At 68.7% G+C, this 16597-nt stretch carries 17 protein-coding genes; 10 read left to right on the top strand and 7 right to left on the bottom strand.

Going from position 1 to position 16597, the window contains the following annotated elements; translation table 11 throughout:
- Nucleotides 1–20 precede the first annotated feature (20 nt).
- Nucleotides 21–2261 carry a hypothetical protein gene (locus TEF_02770; GenBank protein ID ANK79832.1) on the top strand — a complete coding sequence of 747 codons (2241 nt, stop codon included), beginning with the start codon at nucleotides 21–23 and terminating at the stop codon, nucleotides 2259–2261.
- Complete coding sequence (locus tag TEF_02765; GenBank protein ANK79831.1) at nucleotides 2254–3234, top strand: hypothetical protein; 981 nt, start codon at nucleotides 2254–2256, stop codon at nucleotides 3232–3234. The genes TEF_02770 and TEF_02765 overlap by 8 nt, the downstream gene beginning before the upstream one ends.
- On the opposite strand, the gene TEF_02760 is transcribed toward TEF_02765, so the two are convergent.
- The 3 genes from TEF_02760 to TEF_02750 form a co-directional block, all read right to left on the bottom strand.
- Entirely contained in the window at nucleotides 3191–3784 is a 594-nt protein-coding gene (locus TEF_02760; GenBank protein ID ANK79830.1) for a hypothetical protein, read from the bottom strand. The two genes, TEF_02765 and TEF_02760, sit on opposite strands and share 44 nt — an antisense overlap.
- 90 nt (nucleotides 3785–3874) lie before the next feature.
- Entirely contained in the window at nucleotides 3875–4336 is a 462-nt protein-coding gene (locus TEF_02755) for a pseudoazurin (GenBank protein ID ANK79829.1), read from the bottom strand.
- 91 nt (nucleotides 4337–4427) lie between these two features.
- Nucleotides 4428–5483 carry a nitrite reductase, copper-containing gene (locus TEF_02750; GenBank protein ANK79828.1) on the bottom strand — a complete coding sequence of 352 codons (1056 nt, stop codon included), beginning with the start codon at nucleotides 5481–5483 and terminating at the stop codon, nucleotides 4428–4430.
- A gap of 319 nt (nucleotides 5484–5802) precedes the next feature.
- On the opposite strand from TEF_02750, the gene TEF_02745 reads away from it, so the two are divergent.
- From TEF_02745 to TEF_02725, 5 genes are all read left to right on the top strand, one after another.
- A complete protein-coding gene (locus tag TEF_02745) occupies nucleotides 5803–7056 on the top strand; it encodes an SAM-dependent methyltransferase (GenBank protein ID ANK79827.1) in 1254 nt (417 codons plus the stop codon).
- Between the two features lie 56 nt (nucleotides 7057–7112).
- Nucleotides 7113–7811, top strand: coding sequence for a Crp/Fnr family transcriptional regulator (locus tag TEF_02740; GenBank protein ID ANK79826.1), 699 nt, complete (start codon nucleotides 7113–7115; stop codon nucleotides 7809–7811).
- Between the two features lie 81 nt (nucleotides 7812–7892).
- Nucleotides 7893–8111 (top strand): hypothetical protein, encoded by a 219-nt coding sequence (locus tag TEF_02735; GenBank protein ANK79825.1) that lies wholly within the window; start codon nucleotides 7893–7895, stop codon nucleotides 8109–8111.
- Nucleotides 8108–9316 carry a hypothetical protein gene (locus TEF_02730; protein ID ANK79824.1) on the top strand — a complete coding sequence of 403 codons (1209 nt, stop codon included), beginning with the start codon at nucleotides 8108–8110 and terminating at the stop codon, nucleotides 9314–9316. Before TEF_02735 ends, TEF_02730 begins: the two co-directional genes overlap by 4 nt.
- A gap of 96 nt (nucleotides 9317–9412) precedes the next feature.
- Nucleotides 9413–10204 carry a glutathione S-transferase gene (locus TEF_02725; protein ID ANK79823.1) on the top strand — a complete coding sequence of 264 codons (792 nt, stop codon included), beginning with the start codon at nucleotides 9413–9415 and terminating at the stop codon, nucleotides 10202–10204.
- A gap of 6 nt (nucleotides 10205–10210) precedes the next feature.
- Here TEF_02725 and TEF_02720 read toward each other — a convergent pair whose 3' ends face one another.
- Genes TEF_02720 through TEF_02710 form a run of 3 tightly spaced genes read right to left on the bottom strand, consistent with a single transcriptional unit; the run spans nucleotide 10211 to nucleotide 12926 of the window.
- Nucleotides 10211–11185 (bottom strand): enoyl-CoA hydratase, encoded by a 975-nt coding sequence (locus tag TEF_02720; protein ANK79822.1) that lies wholly within the window; start codon nucleotides 11183–11185, stop codon nucleotides 10211–10213.
- Complete coding sequence (locus TEF_02715) at nucleotides 11172–12290, bottom strand: hypothetical protein (protein ANK79821.1); 1119 nt, start codon at nucleotides 12288–12290, stop codon at nucleotides 11172–11174. Before TEF_02715 ends, TEF_02720 begins: the two co-directional genes overlap by 14 nt.
- Nucleotides 12291–12293: 3 nt before the next feature.
- Nucleotides 12294–12926, bottom strand: coding sequence for a hypothetical protein (locus TEF_02710; GenBank protein ID ANK79820.1), 633 nt, complete (start codon nucleotides 12924–12926; stop codon nucleotides 12294–12296).
- A 95-nt stretch (nucleotides 12927–13021) separates the two neighbouring features.
- Between TEF_02710 and TEF_02705 the strand changes: the two genes are divergently transcribed.
- The 3 genes from TEF_02705 to TEF_02695 all read left to right on the top strand — a co-directional run bounded on the left by TEF_02705 (nucleotide 13022) and on the right by TEF_02695 (nucleotide 15452).
- A complete protein-coding gene (locus tag TEF_02705) occupies nucleotides 13022–14047 on the top strand; it encodes a hypothetical protein (protein ANK79819.1) in 1026 nt (341 codons plus the stop codon).
- Nucleotides 14048–14162: 115 nt separating this feature from the next.
- Nucleotides 14163–14747, top strand: a complete 585-nt coding sequence (locus TEF_02700) for a hypothetical protein (protein ANK79818.1) — start codon at nucleotides 14163–14165, stop codon at nucleotides 14745–14747.
- Between the two features lie 354 nt (nucleotides 14748–15101).
- Nucleotides 15102–15452 carry a hypothetical protein gene (locus TEF_02695; protein ID ANK79817.1) on the top strand — a complete coding sequence of 117 codons (351 nt, stop codon included), beginning with the start codon at nucleotides 15102–15104 and terminating at the stop codon, nucleotides 15450–15452.
- Nucleotides 15453–15533: 81 nt separating this feature from the next.
- Here the strand turns inward: TEF_02695 and TEF_02690 are convergent, their stop codons facing one another.
- Entirely contained in the window at nucleotides 15534–16556 is a 1023-nt protein-coding gene (locus TEF_02690; protein ID ANK79816.1) for an aspartate-semialdehyde dehydrogenase, read from the bottom strand.
- Between the last annotated feature and the right edge of the window lie 41 nt (nucleotides 16557–16597).

Here is a 16597-nt window from a genome sequence, read left to right as displayed (position 1 = left end):
GCTCCTGGAAAGGTGCGGCGATGCTGACCGCGCGCTACACGGCCTTCCGCGCCCGCGAACCCCGCCGGCGGCGCTGGAGCCTGGAGGACCGCCTGGCGGCGTTGCCGCGCCAGGGCCTGCCGCTGGATGCCGGGGTCGAGATTCGCTGGAACGACCGCCACGTCCCCTTCGTGGAGGCCGCCGGCCAGCGCGACCTCGCCGTCGGCCTGGGCGTCGTCCACGGCCATCTCCGGCTGTTCCAGATGGAAATCATGCGCCGGCTGGCGCGCGGCCGCATGGCCGGGCTGCTGGGTCCGGTGGCGCTCGACGTGGACCGCAGCCTGCGCATCGTCGGCTTCTCCCGCGCCGTCGAGGAAATCCGGCAGGGACTGCCGGAGGAAACGCGGGAATGGCTTGCCGGCTTCCGCGACGGCGTCAACGCGGTCATCGAATCGGCGGACGAGCATCCGGAAGAGTTCCGCCTTCTGGGCGCCGCACCCGAGCCCTGGACCCTGGGCGACCTTGTCGCCATCGGGCGCGTCGCCGCCAGCGACTTTTCCTGGAAGGTGCTGCGCCGGCTGTTGCCGCACAGCGACCACGAGTACTGGCCGGCAGTCTGGGAAAGGCTGATCGCGGAAGGCGGCTCGCCGGTGCCGTCCTATGCCGGGAATGGCCGGAACCCGGGACCCGAAGACTTCCTGGCCGCCTTCGGCCGGGGCGGCAGTAATTCCCTCGCCGTGGCCGGCGAACGCACGAAAAGCGGCGCGGCGATGATCGCCAGCGATCCGCATCTGGGCGTCATGCTGCCCAATCTGTGGCTGATCGCCGGCATGCGCGCGCCCGGCATTCACGCCGTGGGCCTGATGATCCCCGGCGTTCCCGTGATGGCGCTGGGCCGCAACGAACACATCGCCTGGGGCGGCACCAGCCTGCATGCGGCCAGCAGCGACCTGTTCGATGTCACCGATCTGCCGGACGGGGAAATCGCAACGCGCGAGGAGACCATCCCCGTGCGCTGGGGCGGCGAGGGCCGGGTCACGATCCGCGAATGCGCCTACGGCCCGATCATCTCCGACGCGCCCATGCTGGGCCTGCCAAAGGACCGGCCGCTGGCGATGCGCTGGATCGGCCATGATCCGAATGACGAGATCAGCGCCATGCTGGGCGTCCAGCGCGCCCGCGACTGGGACGAGTTCCGCAGCGCTCTGGACGGTTTCGCGGCGCCCGCCCAGACCATGGTCTTTGCCGACACCAGGGGCCGGGTGGGCAAGGCGATCGCCGCGCACCTGCCGCGCCGCGGCGCGGGGCCGCCGGCCGACATCGTCCGCAAGCGCGAGTTTCTCGACCACTGGCGGGAAATCGTCGTCGGCAGCGACTTCCCCGCAGAGTTCGCGCCCGAGCGCGGCTATGTCGCCTCCGCCAACAACCGGCCGCCGCCTTCGGACGTGCCGGTCGGCTTCTTCTTCTCCTCGAACGACCGGGTGGACCGGATGAGCCGGCTGCTCGACGGCTTGAGCGAAGGCGGGCCGGATGACCTGAAGGCGCTGCAGCGCGACGTCGCCATGCCTTCGTCGGAACGGATCCGCAGGGGAATGCTGGCAGTACTGGACACCCAGGCGGCCGATACGCCCGGCGTCGTGGGGGCGCTGGCCTCGTGGAACGGCCGGCATGAAGCCGACTCGCGCGGCGCGCTGGCCTATGAGCTGATGGTCCATCATCTGCTGCGCCATCTTCATGCAGCCTATGAACTGGCGCTCTACCTGGCGGCATGGGATCTGACCGCCCAACTGGCGCGTGATCTCGAGGAACTGCCCCGCCCGCGTCTCGAGAAGGCGGCAACCAGGGCCGCGCGGGACGCACAGGCCGATTTCCGGCGTCATCGTACATGGGGCGCGATCCACCGCATGCGCCTGGAGCATCCCTTCGCCCGGGTGCCGGTCATCGGCAGGAGCTACCGCTTCAGCGACGACGCCATCGGCGGCGGCAACGAGACATTGATGAAGACCGCTCACGGCGTGGCGCGTGACACGCACCGCGTCGGACTGGGCCAGGTGGCGCGCCACGTCTCCGACCTGTCCGACCCGGACGCGAACGACTTCTGCCTGCTGGGTGGCCAGGACGGCTGGATCGGGTCCGACAGCTTCAATGACCAGTACGCGCTCTGGCGGGACGGACGCTATGTCCGCGTGCCGATGTCGCGCTCCTCGGTGGCCCGCGAGTTCCGCCATGTGGTCACGCTCTCGCCAGCCGGCGCCGGACACAGGGAGCATCGCCATGGCTGAGACCCGTCAGAACACGCGCGACGGCCGCACGGTCGGCTTCCGGAGCTGGAACCCCTACACGCCCCGGGACATGGCCGAAGGCGCGCGGGACCGGCCGATCGAGGCACAGGGCACGCTCTATCTTCCGGCGGGCGAACCGCCGGCCGGCGGCTGGCCGGGCGTTGTCATTGCGCAGGGTCTGGGCGGGCCGATGCGAAACAGGGAGATGGCCTATGGCCGCTGGCTGGCCGAGCAGGGCCACGCGACCCTGGTGCTGGACAGCTACGCCTCCCGGAACATCCGCGGCCCGGAGACCTGGAAGGCGCTCAGGCTCACGACGGCGATGGTCCTCGCCGACGCTTTCGGCGCGCTGGCCTATCTGGGAAGCCGTCCGGAAATCGACGGCGAGCGGGTGGCCATAAAGGGCTACTCCTATGGCGGCATGGTTTCCCAGGTGGCCGCATTCGAGCCGATCAGGGCTCTGTACCAACCCGAGGGCGGGGGCTTCGCTGCCCACGTCGCCTACTACAGTTGCAGCATCGTGCGCATGAAGGAACCCGAGACCACCGGCGCGCCGGTGCTGATCATGATCGGCGAGCGGGATCGGAACGTTTCGGTCGAACGCACGCAGGAGATCGCCGACGACCTGCGCCGCGGCGGGTCGGACGTGCGGCTGAAGGTCTTCGACTGCTACCACCAGTGGGACGGCGACGATGCGGAGCCGCGGCGTTTCGGCTTCCACCTGCGTCATTGCCACGTCCAACTGCAGCCCGACGGCGAACTGCGCGTTGAGGAATCGGGACGGAAGATCGACGGCCCCCTGAGCCGTCTGCTGTTCCTGGCCACCCATGTCAGTTCGCAGGGCTACACCATCCAGAAGAACAGGGAGGTGACGCGGCGGTCGAACGCGGAGGTTCTCGATTTCCTGGACGGCCTGCGCCGGGAGCCGGTCAGCCAGTCAGCGCAAGCCATGCGAGCGGGTCAGGGCCGATGACCAGCGGATGCAGCGCCAGCAAGGCCGCCCAGACGGCCAGCGCCGCCGCTGCCGGCCGGTAGCCGACGCGGTCCGGGGCGCTTCCGGCGACCGGCGCGGCGGTGAGCATGTTCTTGACCAGCGCAAAGAGCGCGATCGCGGCGAAAACGGCGAACAGCAGCAGCGCCCGCGCCTGCCCGACATTTGCGAGGTGGAGCAGCGCCCAGAGCAGGATGCCGGCGCTGGCCGGGGCCGGGACCCGTCGATAGAGCCGCGCCGCGCCCCTGCCCGGCGGGTGCATCAGGCGGACCGCGACGAGCCAGAGCGCCAGCGGCATCGCCAGCACCGCGGCCCACCGGGCCCAGATTGGCGGCGTCCAGACCCAGGGGCTGTCAGCGGCCCCGGCATAGGCCTGGATCACCCAGGCGACCGCAGCGAGCGAGACGAGGCTGTAGACGATCCGGAAGGGCGTCGCGCCGAACCGTTCCAGCAGGCGCGCGCGCACCGTCGGCAGGGAAGGCACGGCGTGGGTCAGAAACAGCAGCGCCAGCGCCGCCGCGAGGTTCGTCATCGCTCCGCCTTCCTCTGTCATTGCGCGCCCTCTAAGCATCGGGGCCGGCGGGCGTCACCGCCCCCGGCCCCGTCTCCGTCATGGACCGGCTCAGCGCGAGGCCAGCCGGTCGTCCATCTGATCCACCAGCGCGGCCATACGCTGCTTTGCGCGGCCCGGATGCTTTGCGCCACGGGCGGCTTCCAGGTTCGCCTCGGCGTCGCCGACGACTACCACGCCGACCATGCCCATGCCGTAGTGGGGCAGACACTTGTAGCCGTAGACGCCCTCCTCGGTGAAGGTCACCGTGACCGGCTTGTTCATCCGGCCCTTGAAGGCCTCGGCGTTGGCGGGAAGCATGGACTTGATGGTTTCCGCGTTGTGGCCCTTGTCAGTGGGCAGGAAGGTCACGGTGTCACCAGGCTGGATTTCCAGGTAGGCGGGTTCGAACACCATCATGCCGTCCGCGCCGCGGTTGAGCATCTTGACCTCGAAATCGGCGGCCGCGGCCGGCTGTATGGCGGCGGCGAGGAGACCGCCCAGCATGGCGGCGGCGATCAGGGTGCGTTTCATCTCGGGGTTCCTTTCGTCAGATGTCTTGGGGGAAGGGGCGGCGGCCCCGCGGGAGCGAGGGGGGTATGCGGGACCGCCGGGGCGCAGCCGGTCAGTGACCGGCCATGCTGAGCTTCATTTCACCGGTGTCGTAGATCTCCGGGTTCTTCGGACCCTCGACCTCGATCTCCGCGACCAGGCCGCGCTCCAGCCGCGAGAGGGCGTGGTCGACCAGCAGATAGCGGCCGGGAACGTCGAAGGTCACGTCGGCGACGGTCGCTCCGCCGGGCGCGACAGACACGGTCTGTACATCGGTGATCGGCGCCGTGTTGAGCGAGCCGTAATCGTAGACCCGGTCCATGATCTCGCCGATCACATGGAAGCTGGAGGTCTTGTTGGGACCGCCGACGCCGAAGTAGATGCGGACGGTCTCGCCGACCTTCGCCTTCATGGCGTTGGCGCCGGTCAGCGCCCCGGCGGCGCCGTTGAAGACGTAGTATTCCGGATCCTCGTCCAGCAGCTTGTCGTAGTCGGTCATCGCCACGCCCGCCTGGCCGGGGGCCAGATCGGTGTAGATCTCGCCCTGCATGACGTAGAGTTCCCGATCGACCTTCGGCAGGCTTTCGGCGGGTTCCACCAGGATCATGCCGTACATGCCGGCCTGGATGTGGTCGGCGACCATCGGCGTGGCGCAGTGGTAGACGTAGATGCCGGGTTTCATCGCCTTGAAGGTGAAGCCGGTCTCGTCGCCGGGCGCGGTCTGGGTGGCGACGGCGCCGCCGCCGGGGCCTGTCACGGCGTGGAAGTCCACCGAGTGCATCATCATGCTGTCCTCGGCGTTCTTCAGCGTCACCTCCACGGTGTCGCCGGCGCGGACACGGACGAAGGGACCGGGGACCTTGCCGTTGAACGTCCAGTAGCGGAAGGTCGTGCCGTCGGCCAGTTCGGCCTCGAGTTCGACCGTGACCAGTTCGACCTTCACGGTCTCCGCATGGTCGCGGGCGATCGGGCCGGGCAGAGCGGCCGGATCCAGCGCAATGGCCGCCGGGTTGATAGCGTCGGCGTCGGTCGCCTTGTCGGCGGCAGCGGCGTCGGCGCCGAGGGAAAGCCCGGCAACGACCGCGATCATGCTGGCGGTGCCGAGAAGAGCATTACGAAACGTGCTCATTTGCGTTCTCCTTGACGCTTTTGGTTGGTGACAACGCGGCCAACCTAGGCGTCACGACCGGAGGCCGATTTGCGCTGCAACAAACTTCGGCGGGGTTTGCCGATCGAAGGCGGGAACGGAGACGAAGGGCCATGGACACGGAGACGCGGGTCGGGCCTGCCGAAGCCCGTCGGGCTGTTCCGCGGCAGGGGCGGCGCGGCGTTCTGGTTCAAACCGTTCAGCCGCGGCACCCATGCCGGCATGGGTGGGCTGCGGCCTGCAGCGGAGCCGGGCGAAACGTCGCCCTTCCGGCAGAACTGGACTCTGTATAATCCGCACGATGTTCCTGACGATACTCAGATCCTTCGTCCGCAAGGGCAGCCTTTGCGTCATCGACTCGTCCGGCAGCCGGCATCTGATCGGCGACGGCACTGAACCGTCCGTCACGCTGCGCCTGTCATCCCGGAGGAGCGAGTACACCCTTGCGCTCAACCCCGCGCTGTCACTCGGCGAGTCCTATGTGGACGGCCGTCTGGTCTTCGAGGAAGGCGGCATCTACGACTTCCTCGACATGCTCGCGTCGAACTACGGCGCATCCGGGCGCCACTGGTGGCTCGATCTCCTCGGACGGCTCGGCAATGGCCTGAAGCAGGCCAATCCGATCGGGCGCGCACGGGCCAACGTCGCGCACCACTATGACCTGTCCTCCGCGCTCTACGACATCTTCCTCGACGCCGACCGGCAGTATTCCTGCGCCTACTTCACGTCGCCCGACGACAGCCTGGAGACGGCGCAGGAGAACAAGAAGCGCCATATCGCGGCCAAGCTTTGCCTGGACAGGCCGGGACTGAAGGTTCTCGACATCGGTTCGGGATGGGGCGGGCTCGGCCTGTATCTCGCCGAAACCTTCGGCGCCGATGTCACGGGCGTTACCCTCAGCACCGAGCAGCACAGCCTGAGCACAAGACGCGCCGAACGCTCGCCGGCCAGCGACCGCGTGCGCTTCGAGCTGCAGGACTACCGCGAACTGGAAGGCGGCTTCGACCGGATCGTTTCGGTGGGCATGTTCGAGCACGTCGGCAAACGGAACTATGCGGAGTTCTTTGGCCGCATCCGAAAGCTTCTGACAGATGACGGCGTCGCGCTGATCCACTCGATCGGCTATTCCGATTCTCCGGCGCCGATCAATCCCTTCATCCGGAAGTACATCTTCCCCGGGGCGGACCTGCCATCGCTGTCGGAGGTGTTCCCGGCGGTGGAGCAGACCGGACTGTGGGTTACCGACGTCGAGATCCTGCGTCTGCACTACGCGGAGACCCTTCGCCACTGGCGCGAGCGTTTCGTCGCGCAACGGGCCGAGGTCGAGGCGCTCTACGACGAGCGCTTCTTCCGCATGTGGGAGTTCTACCTTGCGCTCTGCGAGATCGGATTCCGCCGCCGCACGAACATGGTCTTCCAGATGCAGTTGACGCGGCGCCTGGATGCCGTTCCCCTGACGCGCGACTACATGGTGGATGAGGAACGCCGGATCGCGGCGAAGTCCGAGTCGGAGCGCGCGCCGCTGTCCCGCTCCTGGTCCGCCCGCTCGGACTGATCGGGCGGAGACGACGGGCGGGCGCCTGGCGAACGCCGAAAAGGAGGCGAAGGGCCATGGATACGGAGACGCGGGTCGGCCTGCTGAAACCCGTCGGGCTGTTCCGCGGCCTGGATGGCGCGGCGCTGACGGCTCTGGCGGAAGCCGCACGCGAGCATGTGGTGGCGCGCGGGGAGGCCATGTTTCAGCAGGGCGACGAGGCGACCCACGGCTATGTCCTGGCCTGGGGCCGGGTCCGCCTGGACCAGGTGACAGCGGAGGGCCAGAACATCGTCATCCGGCATCTGGGGCCGGGGGAGATGGTCGGCATGGTCGCGGTGTTCCGGCGCATGCCCTTCCCGGCGACGCCGGTCGCACTGGAGGACTGCATGGCGCTGGGCTGGAGCGCGGGCCGCTTCGCCGAACTGATGGCGGCCTATCCACCCATCGCACAGAACGCCATCGCCGCCGTCGGCGGCCGCATCGAGGAATTGCAGAGCCGGCTGCAGGAGGTCGCCACACAGCGCGTGGAGCAGCGCATCGCCGCGACCCTGCTCCGCCTGGCCAATCAGGCCGGCAGGAAGACGGATGCGGGCGTCGAGATTCCCTTCGCGCTGTCGCGCCAGGATCTGGCGGAGATGACCGCGACGACCCTGCACACGGTCAGCCGCACGCTCTCCGCCTGGGATCAGGAGGGCGTGGTGGACTCCCGCCGCTCGAGCCATCTGGTCATCCGCCAGCCGCACCGCCTGGTCGAGATCGCCGGCCACGCCTGAGCCGGACTTGCGCCGGCGCAAATCGCGCCCGCCCGCCAGTCTCTATTCTCCTCTCCGCACCCCCTCGGAGGACGAGACGCCATGACACCTGGGGAGATCGAGACCCTGCCCATCGCGGAGCTGATCCGGCGCGCGCCCGGGACGGCCCGCGTCTTCCTGCTCCACCGCATGTCCTGCCCCGGCTGCCTGATGGCGCCGTTCATGACCGTCGACGACGCGGCCGGGGAGTATCAGATCGACGCCGAGGCCCTGAAGCGGGATCTGATCCGCGCCATCGAGGCGGAGGAGGCCCTGCAATGACCGAAGCACGCACCGCGATCCCCCGCTACCGTCCGACCCGCGCGCCGGCGGTGCTGGCGCAGGGCTTCCGGCCCTTCTTCCTGCTGGCCGGCCTCTATGGCGGCGGCGTGCTGCTGGTCTGGACGGCGATGCTGCACGGCGGCTTCGCGCCGGCGACCGCGTTCGACGCCGTCGCCTGGCACGCCCACGAGATGCTCTACGGCTTCACCATGGCCGTGATCGCCGGCTTCCTGCTGACCGCCATCCCCAACTGGACCGGCCGGATGCCGCTGCAGGGCCTGCCGCTGCTCGGCCTCGTCGCGCTCTGGGCTCTCGGGCGCGTGGCGGTGTGGTGCTCGGGCGCGATCGGCGCGGGCGCGGCAATGGCCCTCGACCTCGGCTTTCCTGCGGTCTTCATCGCCGTCGTGCTCAGGGAGATCGTGGCCGGCCGGAACTGGCGCAACCTGCCCATGGTCGCCGCGCTGACGGCGTTCACGGCCGGCAACGTCCTGATGCACCTGGAAGCCGCGGGCTGGCCTGGCACGGACGGCGCGGGCGCGCGGCTCGGCCTTGCGGTCCCGGTGGCCCTGATCACCCTGGTCGGCGGGCGCATCGTGCCGAGCTTCACCCGCAACTGGCTGGTCAAGCGGGGCGCGGCGCGCCTGCCCGCATCCTTCGGGACCGTCGACCGGGCGGCGATGATCCTGACCCTGCTCGCGCTCGCCGCCTTCGTCATCGTGCCTGAAGGGCCGGTGGTCGCTGCCGCCGCCTTCGCCGCGGCCGCCGCCCAGGCATTCAGGCTGGCGCGCTGGCGCGGAATGGCCACCCGGACCGAGCCGCTGGTGGCCGTCCTCCACCTCGCCTATGCGTGGATTCCGGCGGGCCTCGCACTGCTGGGTCTCGCCGCCGCCCTGCCCTCGTTCGTGCCGGGAACCGCCGCCGTCCATGCCTTTGGCGCCGGCGCGGTGGGGGCGATGACCCTCGCGGTCATGACCCGCGCGACGCTGGGCCACACCGGCCGCGGCCTGCAGGCCGGCCGGGGCACCGCCCTGCTCTACGCCGCCGTCCTCGCCGCCGGACTGAGCCGCGTCGCCGCGGCGCTGCTGCCGGAACAGGCGATCCTGCTGTTCAGCGTCTCCGCCTTGGGCTGGGCGGTGGCGTTCCTGGGCTTCGCCCTGCTCTACGGCCGCGCGCTGACCACACGGCGGCGGACAGCCGGCGGGTGACACCCCTGTCGGCCGCTTGCTTCGGGCGGATATTGCAGCCGCCCTCCCGGCAGGCGACGATTGCCGCGGGCTCCGTCGAGCCGGGGAGAGGAACTCATGCTGCTCTACGAACATCCGCTGTCGTCCTACGCCCAGAAGGTGAAGATCGCACTGCGCGAGAAGGGCGTGGCCTTTGACAGGGAAGTGCCGGAGGTGCTCGGTTCCGGCCGCTCCGGCGGCCGTTTCGCCGAGGCCAGCCCGCGGCTGGAGGTGCCGACGCTGATCGACGGGGACTTCAGCGTCTTCGATTCGACGATCATCCTCGAATATCTCGAGGACCGGTTTCCCGAACCGCCCTTGCTGCCGGCGGACCCGGCGGCCCGGGCCGAGGCGCGGATGATCGAGGACGTCTGCGACACACTCTACGAAGCGGTGAACTGGGGCATCGGCGAGATTGTCTGGTTCCGCCGCGCCGAGGGGGAGAAGCGGGAGGCGATGCTGGCGACGGCGGCCCGCCAGACGGCCGAACTGCACCGCTGGCTGGCCGGCAAGCTCGGCGGAATGCGGTGGTTCGGCGGCGAGAACTTCGGCTGGGCCGATCTCTCCGTCGCGCCCTATTTCAACCGCTCCTTCCACTGGGAACTGGGTGACTGGCGCGACGGCCCCCTCGCCGAATGGCGCGCGCGCCTGGCGGAGCGTCCGTCGGTTCAGGCGACCTTCGCGGAGTTCGACCAGGCAGCATCGGCAATGGAAGGCGCCCCAGGACGGCTGGAGTCGGGCACGATCCGGCGCGAATACCGCGATCACCGGCTGGAGTGGATGATGAAATCCGGCGGCATCGACATCGTCCTGGCGGGTCTGGAGAAGGGCAATATCCGCTTCACCTGGCCGCTGGGCGAAACCGGCTGAGCGGTTTCAGCCGCCTGCCGCCTGTTTCTTCAGGGATCCGGCGACGATGACATTGTCGGGGTCGGGCTTGTTCACGCCCACCTTGCCCTGGCTGTAATCGCCGAAGGGACCGTCGCGCTGTTCGATACCGGCGCGCACGCCCTCGCGCTCGACCAGATCGATGAAGTCCAGCGCCTCGGGGGTGTTGCGCATCATGCTGTCCATCGCCGAGCCGTACGCCTGGGTCGAGCGCAGGCCCATCATCTCGTAGGCGTTGTTTACCACCATCTTCATCGAGGCGAGCTGACTGGCGGGGATGGTGGCGAGCTGGTCGGCCAGGGCGCGCACCTCCTTCTGCAGGTCGGCGAAGGGCACCGCCTTGTTGATCAGGCCGATCTCGACCGCCTCCTTGCCCGAGACGGGCCGGCCGGTGAGCGCCAGCTCCTTCGCCTTGGCCATGCCGAGCCGGTAGATCCACATGCCGGCGTGGTGACAGCCCCACATGCGCGAATAGGGCGTGCCGATCTGGGCGTCCTCGGCGGCGATGACGATGTCCCCGCAAAGCGCCAGCTCGCTCGCGCCGCCGACGCACCAGCCATGCACCTGGGCGATCACCGGCTTGGGGCTGTTCCACAGCGACATGAAGCGCGCGACCCAGCCGGTCTCGTCGGAGTTGACCTTGATCAGGTCGCGGCCCGGGTCCCACCGGCCCTCGGTGGTGATCTCGTCGTCCCAGTGGTGGAAGCCGCCGGCAAAGTTGAAGCCGCCGGAAAAGGAGCGCCCCGCGCCCTGCAGCACGATCACCTTCACCGCCTTGTCGCGGATCGCCCTGGAGACGGCGCTGTGCATCTCGTCCAGGATGGGCGGGACGAAGGTGTTGTGGTCCTGCGGCCGGTCGAGGGTGACGATGGCGGTGGCGCCATCCACCTCGTAGTCGATCATCTGATACATCGTGACAGTCCTTTCCGCTGATTTCGTCTTCTGCGGCTCAATCGAAGCCATAGGGCCGGTAGCAGCCCATGACCGTGTGTTCGAAATGGCCCATGCCCTTCGCGCCATCGGGACCGGTGATGCGGACGGGAAACTCGGTCGGGCCGAGACGTTTCCCCGCCGGCAGCGCGGGCGGGCCGGAATCGGCGATGTCCGGGCCAGCGGGATAGCGGTCGGATTCGGCCACCGGGCCGACGCCGCGCCAGACGCCGGGCGCGCCGCCATCCTGCCAGCCGCCGTAATAGCCGAAGCCCTGGACGTCTGCGGGCGTACCAGCCAGCTCGATCGCGTAGTCGCGCCGCACGCCTTCAGTATCGGTCAGGGTGAAACGGCCCCTGACCGGATTGCGCGTGCCGGGGGCGTATTCCAGCTCGTGCTCGGCGGCGGCGACGGGCACGATTGCGCCGTCGTCGAAGGCCAGTTCGCCTTCGCAGTCGATGGGCCGCCCGTGTTCGTCCTCATGGATGTGGAAGAAGCCGCTGTGCCCCGCCACCTCGAAGGGCACCCAGAGGCGGAAACGCCGGTGGTCGACTTCGGAGGGGTGATGTTCGGCGCCGCCGTGATAGGTGCGCGGCCCCATGTTCGCCCGCACGCCCCAGCTGTGATCGCGCATGCCGTGCCAGCGGTCGACCGTCACGTGCCGGCCATCGACCGTCATGCTCCCGCTGGCCCGCACGGCCACCGTATAGCGCATCAGGTCGTTGACCAGATGGCCGTGGCGGTAGTGGCGGTAGGGCGTCTCCGCGAAGGGCCGCCCGACGGTCTCGAATTCCAGGTCGAAGGCGAGGTCGACCGGCGACTCCGACAGCGAGACGCGCAGGCGCTTCATCGGCTCGGCCGGGTCGACGCGGAGCGGTCCGACCGAGAGATAGGCGCTCGCCGGCCTGAGCGCGCGGGAGAAGCGGGCGCAGCGCTGCTCGCCGCCATGGGCCAGCACCGCGAAGCCGTCCATCACGTTCATGTTCGGGTGCAGGCGCAGGCCCGCCAGCAGGTAGTAGTCGTCGGCATAGGCGGCGAAGATGTAGCCGTCGTTGAAATGAACGTCGGAGGTCGCCGGCGTGGCGATCGGCGTCGGCGCCTGATGGAACGGCAGGTCGTCATAGTCGCTGAGCTGCATGGATCAGTCCTCCCCTTGCCCGCTGCGGGCCCGCTCCAGGTCGCGGATATGGATGGCGAGCAGCGCCCGCGGATCCTGTTTCAGGGCCTTCAGACGGCCGGTCTTGAACATCAGCACCAGGCCGAACATGTGCGTCATCGTCGCCACGGCGCGCGGAAAGGCGTCCGCCTGCGGGGCGTAACCCTCCGCCACCATGACTTCGGCCACCAGTTCGATGACGCCGCGCATCTGGTCGTTCAGCCGCCGGTCAAGGTCCTTGCCCAGGCTGCCCGGTCCGCCGCCGCCGAACAGGTAGAAGCTGAGATCGAAATCGTTCGGCCGCTCCCGGTAGAACGCGAAGACCGTCTCCAGAACCGCCGCGAGACGCGCGCCCGCCGCCGCCGCGCCGCGCGCCGCCTCCAGACGCTCTGTCAGGGTCGCCATCGAATCCCACAGCACATCGGCGTAGAGCGCCTGCCTGGATTCATAGTGGCTGTAGATGCCGCCCGTGGTCGCGCCGGCGGCCTGCGCGATCTTCCGCAGTGACGCGCCGGCGATGCCGTGCTCGGTGAATACCGCCCGCGCCGCGTCCAGGATCAGGTCGCGGCGGAACTGCGCCAGCGCCTGCCGCCGTTCCGATTCCAGGCTGTCGCCCATCCGCGCGCTCCACAGTCAAATAACATTGTTATTCTCACATAACACTGTTATTGAAGGGCCCGCAAGCGATTTCGGCAACAGTGGAGAGAGCGCGGTTGGAACGGACGCCCGACATTCGCGGCACCGACGGCATGGCCGCCTGCTTGCAGGGCTGGGTCGAGACGCACCTGGGCGCGGACAAGGTGGCGGCCAACGTCACCCGCATGCCCGGCCATTCGGGCCTGCTCTACGGTTTCGACGTGCTGGCCGGCGCCGAGACCGCCGAACGCCTCGTCATCCGCGTGCCGCCGCCCGGCGTGCGTCAGAAGAACAACCAGGACGTCCTGCGCCAGGTGCCGGTGCTGCGGCTACTGGAGCAACATGGCGTACCGGCGCCGAGGGCGCGCTACTGGGGCGGAGAGACGGTGTGGTTCTCCGTGCCCTACCTGATGATGAGCCGTCTCGCCGGCCGCCCGCCCGGCGACGTGTTCGACCCGGCGAACGGCGCAGTGCCCGACGCCGCGGCCGCCGAAAGGCTGTTCGGGCAGGCGGTCGGGGCGCTCCAGCGCATGCACCGCATCGACGCCGCGTCGGCGCTGGCGGACTGGGAGCCGCCGCGCCTGATCCGCGACGAGATCGATCACTGGATCCCGATTCTGGAGAAGACGAGCGATCCTGACTGGATCGCGCAGGGGAAACGGGCGCGCGACGCGCTGCACGCCAACGCGCCGGCCGACCCCGAACCGGGGCTGCTGCACGGCGACTACTATTCGAACAACTGGCTGTTTCACGAAGGCCGGCTGACCGGGATCGTGGACTGGGAGAGCGTCAGCCTGGGCCCGCGTCTGCTCGATCTCGGCTGGCTGTGCATGATGTACGACCCGGAATGCTGGGGCCCGGCGCGGCGCGCGCACATGCACTGGTGCCCGCCGCCGGCATTCTTCCTCGAACGGTACGCAGCCGCCGGCGGCCTGATCGCCGACATCGACTGGTACCGCGCCCAGGCCGGCTACCGTCTGGGCTGTCTGACGGCCTACTACTACGAACTCCACCGCAAGGGCCGGCGCCACGATCCGGCCTGGGAAGTACTGGCCGAATCCTTCGAACGCCTGATGCGCCGGGCGGTCGCCCTGGGCGGCTGACGGACGCGCGGCCGTACCGTTGCGGGTGCGGCGGATAATCCGTGGACAACCCCCCGGACCAGTCGCTATTGCCGGCTCCCGAAGCGGAAACGACTCCGGGGGAGACGGACATCACGTGGGCGAACTGACCCAGAGCCAGGTCGGGCGGCGGCGCGACGCCATGGTTTCGCTGCCGTTCCGGACCGCCGGCTCCCGCATTCTGGCGGGCGCATGGCTCGATTTCGCCGGCGACAGGATCGCGCCGGCGCGCCGGGACATCGATCCCGCGCGGCTGGTCAAGGTGCTGCCCAACATCGTGATCCTGCAATACGCCGAGCCGGAGACGATCCGGTTCCGCCTCGCCGGCACCGACTTCTTCACCACCTTCGACCGGGAAATGACCGGACAGAGCTATCTGGAGCTCATCCCCCCGGACCAGCGCGAAGCCACGCGGCAGCGCCTGTTCACAATCGTCCGTCACCCCTGCGGCCTGCTCGCGGTGCTGGGCAAGGAAGGATCGGAGCGCGACCGGGACCGCCTCGAATCCTTCGGCCTGCCGCTGCGCAACGAGGCCGGGGAGATCGAGTACACCATCCATCACGCCGATTATCTGGAGCCTGTTCGCGATATCGAACGGATCTCGATGGACCGGATAAGGGCGATCAACGCGGCCTGGGTCGATATCGGCAGGGGTGTGCCGGGCCAGCCCGCCCCGCTCTGATGGCGCGCCGCGATCGCTGCGACAATTGATGGCACTGCGGCTGCGGCCGCGACTCCCCACCTTTCGGATAAACCCGGCCTCGGCGCCGGGAACGACGACGTACAAGAACAGAAATGAGGCGAACTCATGTTGGGCTGGGCCCTGCTCTTCTTCATCATCGCGATCATCGCGGCCGTGTTTGGTTTCGGCGGCATCGCATCCGCGTCCGCCGGCATCGCGCAGATCCTGTTCGTGATCTTCGTGATCCTGTTCATCCTGTCGCTGATCTTCGGCGTCGTGCGCGGGCGAAGGCCCCGTTGACGGCCGTGATGATCCCGACAGCCGACGAACGACAACAAGAACGGAGAATCCGCAATGGCTGACAAGCACGATAACGAAACAACCGATCCCGCCGAACGCCGCGGCGCGAAGCACGGCAAGGGCGGCGGCATCGCTGCGGTCCTGGCGGTCGCGGTCATCGCGGTCGTCGCGATCTTCGCCGTGGTCATGTACACCGGCGATGGCGACGATGTGGCCGTCGAGACCGATATCCAGGAGAGCGGCCAGGCCCTGGACGAGGCGGCAGAGGAGACCGGCGACGCGCTCGGCGAAGCCGCCGAGGAGACCGGCGACGCCATCGATCAGGCAGCCGAGGAAACCGGCGACGCCATGGACGAGGCCGCCGAGGAAACCGGCGAGGCGGTCAACGATCCCGCCGGCCAGTAATCCTGCCGGACCCTGAAAGACGAAGGCCGCGGCGTTTCAACGCCGCGGCCTTTTTCGTTGGCCTGCGGTCCGCCAAGAGGCTCAGGCGGCCTTGCGCAGGAAGCGGCTGCCAAGGGTTTCGGCGATCTGCACGGTGTTCAGCGCCGCGCCCTTGCGCAGGTTGTCGGAGACCACCCACAGGTTCAGACCATTCTCGATCGTCCCGTCCTCGCGGATGCGGCTGATGAAGGTCGCGTAGTCGCCGACGCAGTCGACCGGCGTGATGTACTGGTCGTCCTCGGGCCTGTCGACCACCATGCAGCCCGGCGCCTCGCGCAGCAATTCGCGGCACTCGTCGGCCGAAAGCGGCTCTTCCAGTTCCAGGTTGATCGCCTCGGCATGGCCGACAAAGGTCGGCACCCGGACGCAGGTCGCCGTCAGCCGGATCTTCGGGTCGAGGATCTTCTTGGTCTCGACCGTCATCTTCCACTCCTCCCTGGTCGACCCGTCCTCCAGGAAGATGTCGATATGGGGAATGACGTTGAAGGCGATCTGCTTGGTGAACTCCGCCGGCTCGGGCGACTGGTTCACGTAGATACCCTTGGTCTGGTTGAACAGTTCGTCCATCGCCGCCTTGCCCGCGCCGGAGGTCGACTGGTAGGTGGAGACGACGACGCGGCGGATCCGCGCCCGGTCGTGGATCGGCTTCAGCGCCACCACGAGCTGCGCCGTAGAGCAGTTCGGATTGGCGACGATGTTCTTCTTCGAGTACCCGGCCAGGGCGTCGGCGTTGACCTCCGGCACCACCAGCGGCACGTCCGGATCCATGCGGAATGCGGAGCTGTTGTCGATGACGACGCAGCCCTTGGCCGCCGCCCTCGGCGCCCATTCCCGGGCAACATCACCGCCGGCGGAGAACAGCGCCATGTCGTAGCCGGCGAAATCGAACTCTTCCAGCGCATGGGTCTTCAGGGTGCGGTCGCCGAAGGACACCGCCTTGCCCTTCGACTTGCGGCTGGCGACAGCGGCGACCTCGTCGGCAGGGAACATCCGCTCATCCAGGATGTTCAGCATCTCGTGGCCCACATTGCCCGTGGCGCCCACGACGGCGACGCGATAGCCCATGATCAGACCCTTTCGGTTGCGGGGGAATTGGAGCCGGCCTC

The organism is Rhizobiales bacterium NRL2 (assembly GCA_001664005.1).
Lineage (GTDB): Bacteria > Pseudomonadota > Alphaproteobacteria > Minwuiales > Minwuiaceae > Minwuia.
The sequence above is the reverse complement of the archived record's forward strand: the minus strand, read 5'-3'. Positions and strand labels throughout refer to the sequence as shown.